The organism is Allomuricauda sp. TY007, assembly GCF_010468565.1.
Lineage (GTDB): Bacteria > Bacteroidota > Bacteroidia > Flavobacteriales > Flavobacteriaceae > Flagellimonas.
Map to the genome: position 1 here is coordinate 1 of NZ_WUEG01000032.1, position 2,741 is coordinate 2,741.

The following is a 2,741-nucleotide window of genomic DNA, read 5'->3' on the forward strand; positions in this document are numbered from 1 at the left end:
ACAAAAAAAGCACTTAGACTTTTTACAGATAGATCTAATCTAAAGGTGGGTCACTTTGGCCCGGCGGGGGTGGGTCACTTTCGTCCGGCCAGCTATGGTCACTTTAACCCGGCGAGGGTGGTATACTATGTCCGGCGTTTCCAGATTGAATAAAGCAACTACTTGTCCAACATTTCCATTTTCAAGGTGAGTTATATATTGCCTTGCTATTTCTTTTTTATTCATTATTTTATCAATTTTCAAATTTCAGAGTTCGTTTCTCAGCTTGCGTACAACGTGTTTGTGTATGGCTCGTTGCGGGAAATCAGCTATGATTTTCCGCCGTAATCGAAAGATAGCAAATTGCAATGAATTCCGATTAGGAATTCAGCCGCAATGAGCTATACACGTTGTTGCCATTAGTTATTTTAATTCTTCAGTCAGTTTTTTAATCCGCTCAATCAGTTCAGCTTTTGGTTCAGCTAAATTTCCAATTTCGGTTTCGTTTGCTAAACTAATTAGGGAATACCCAATAGACTTTAGTCTATCCATTTTACTATCCTTTTTTGGTGTCCAAACAGTTCCAGTTTTTAATCCTTTGTCAGCTACAGTGAAGTAATAATTAATTCCGTCAAACCCCATCATTTCCTTTTCAGGATATTTTCTATTATTTATGGCAATGGAAAATAATTGTCGATACAATTCCATATCAGATTTTGAAATCTCAACTGATTTTTTTTTCAACTTCAATTTTTTCTTTGTCTTTTTCTGTATACCAAATACTTTCTTTCATTTTGTGATGAACAATATAATACGCGCTATCTTTTTCTTCGATAGCGACAACTTCTTCAACGGAAAAGGAAGGAATGATTAAAAAGCGAACTTCTGGATAATCCGACATTCCGTTCATAAGTACTTTTCGAACGATTGAATAATATTCAAATCGAAAATCGAATTCATCAAATATACTTTCTACTGGTTCAAGATTGTCATTTTGAGCATTGATTGCTGGAATACAAAATATAAGTCCGAATATTATTATCAGCAGTCTGTTTCTCATAATTAATGGCAACGTTTAGTATATGAAAAGTAGGCGATTTCGGAGCACTAAACTTTCGGTTAAGCACAAATTTTGATACGAGCTAAATACCTTCAATTCAGTACTGTTCCGCCTATTTTTTATATACATTGTTGTATGCCGTATTTTTTCATTCTTTTTCCATTTGTGAGCCTATAAAAGGTATTCTTGGTGCTAAAAAATAGCCTGTTAAACTTGCAAATAAGATTGGAATAAAATGTCCAAACCCTGTTAATGTAGCAAGTAAAATGGTTGTACTCATTGGTGTCCGAGTTACGCAAGCGTTAATTGCTGCCATACAACTAACTATTGCTAATGTCAGATTTGTTGTAGGAAAAAGTTGATAAATAATAAGTCCTAATGTTGCTCCCACAAAAAACAGAGGAATGATAAATCCACCTCTCCAACCTGATGTAACTGTTATTGAAATGGCTATAATCTTGAAAATTAAAATAGCAAATAATAAAGTCAATGGGAAATTCCCTGAAAGCAGTTCGTTAATTTCGTGATGTCCAAAGTATCTTGTTATTGGAAAGTAGAATGCAATTACTCCAAGTAAAATTCCTCCAATTAGCGTTTTGATATAAATGGGAATTGGTTTTTTCTCAAATAATGATTTAAAAAATTTGGTGCAAAAAATAAAAGCCCACCCAAAAGTAGCTCCAACTACTGCAAATAGAACTGCATAACCAAAATCAAAAATCCCTGAATATTCATAAGCTGATAAGTCCCATATTGGGCCAAGTCCCAAATGAATGATTAATGCAAATACCAAGTAACTAAAACAACTTGCAACAAATGCAGGAATAATGGCTTTGTAATATTCAACTGCGTGTTTGTGGTGAAGTATTTCTAATGAAAAAAGACTACCACCTAAAGGAGCACCGAACAATGCTGTAAACCCTGAAGCCATTCCTGCGATACTTAATGACCGTAATTCTTCTCCTTTAAGTCTTAATAATTTACCTAACCAAGTTCCTGTTGAGCCTGTTACTTGAACTAATGGTGCTTCGGGTCCAAGACTTCCTCCTGATGCAACACATAACAATGAAGAGAGAACCATTGACGGATTGTTTTTAGGGTCAAGTTTTCCTTTGTTGAACCGTATGTTGTTTACGATTAAATGTATTTCTCCTGGGTCTCCAATGAAGTGAATTACCAAGCCTGCTAAAAGTCCGCAAATTGCCATTACAGGAATTACTTGCCAACCATTAAAAAAAGCTAATTGATGAGTCAGAAACTCAAGTCCAATCCAATAAATTCCTGCAATTATTCCTCCAATTAATCCAAGTATAGCCCATAATAAAAAAGTCCGACTGAAAACGAACGGGTTAAATCGGACAGGTTGGTCTAAAATATTTAAATATGTTACTAATTTTCTTCTTCGTTTTAATTTCACTGTTTCGTTTCTGTTTTATATGGCATACAACGGTCTCGGCTATGCGTAGTGCGGGATTTCAAGGCACTTCATTGTCCGTTTGCAGTTAGTATATTTAATGTAATTAATTTCATATTAGTACTTTAGCCCGCATTACGTATAGCCATCTTAAGTTTGATTCTGATTAAATTATAGTCATAAATCAGAAAGAACAAAAGAGGGGAACAAGGTCAATATAGCCATGGGAAGTATCGATTCCGTCAACATTGATGACCCCCTCTCTTTTCCACTCAAGAATTCGTTCAG

3 protein-coding genes are annotated in these 2,741 nt (G+C 35.1%); all 3 read right to left on the minus strand.

The window, feature by feature from the left end; all coding sequences use genetic code 11:
* Positions 1-402 precede the first annotated feature (402 nt).
* Positions 403-723 (minus strand): hypothetical protein, encoded by a 321-nt coding sequence (locus tag GO009_RS17180; protein WP_163627944.1) that lies wholly within the window; start codon positions 721-723, stop codon positions 403-405.
* Positions 704-1,039 carry a hypothetical protein gene (locus GO009_RS17185; RefSeq protein ID WP_163627945.1) on the minus strand — a complete coding sequence of 112 codons (336 nt, stop codon included), beginning with the start codon at positions 1,037-1,039 and terminating at the stop codon, positions 704-706. Before GO009_RS17185 ends, GO009_RS17180 begins: the two co-directional genes overlap by 20 nt.
* Positions 1,040-1,187: 148 nt before the next feature.
* Positions 1,188-2,456, minus strand: a complete 1,269-nt coding sequence (locus tag GO009_RS17190; RefSeq protein ID WP_163627946.1) for a chloride channel protein — start codon at positions 2,454-2,456, stop codon at positions 1,188-1,190.
* Positions 2,457-2,741: the final 285 nt, after the last annotated feature.

Bases quoted from the DNA above. Each gene is read 5' to 3' on its own strand.
- GO009_RS17185 (WP_163627945.1), bottom strand. From the start codon at position 1,039: ATGAGAAACAGACTGCTGATAATAATATTCGGACTTATATTTTGTATT.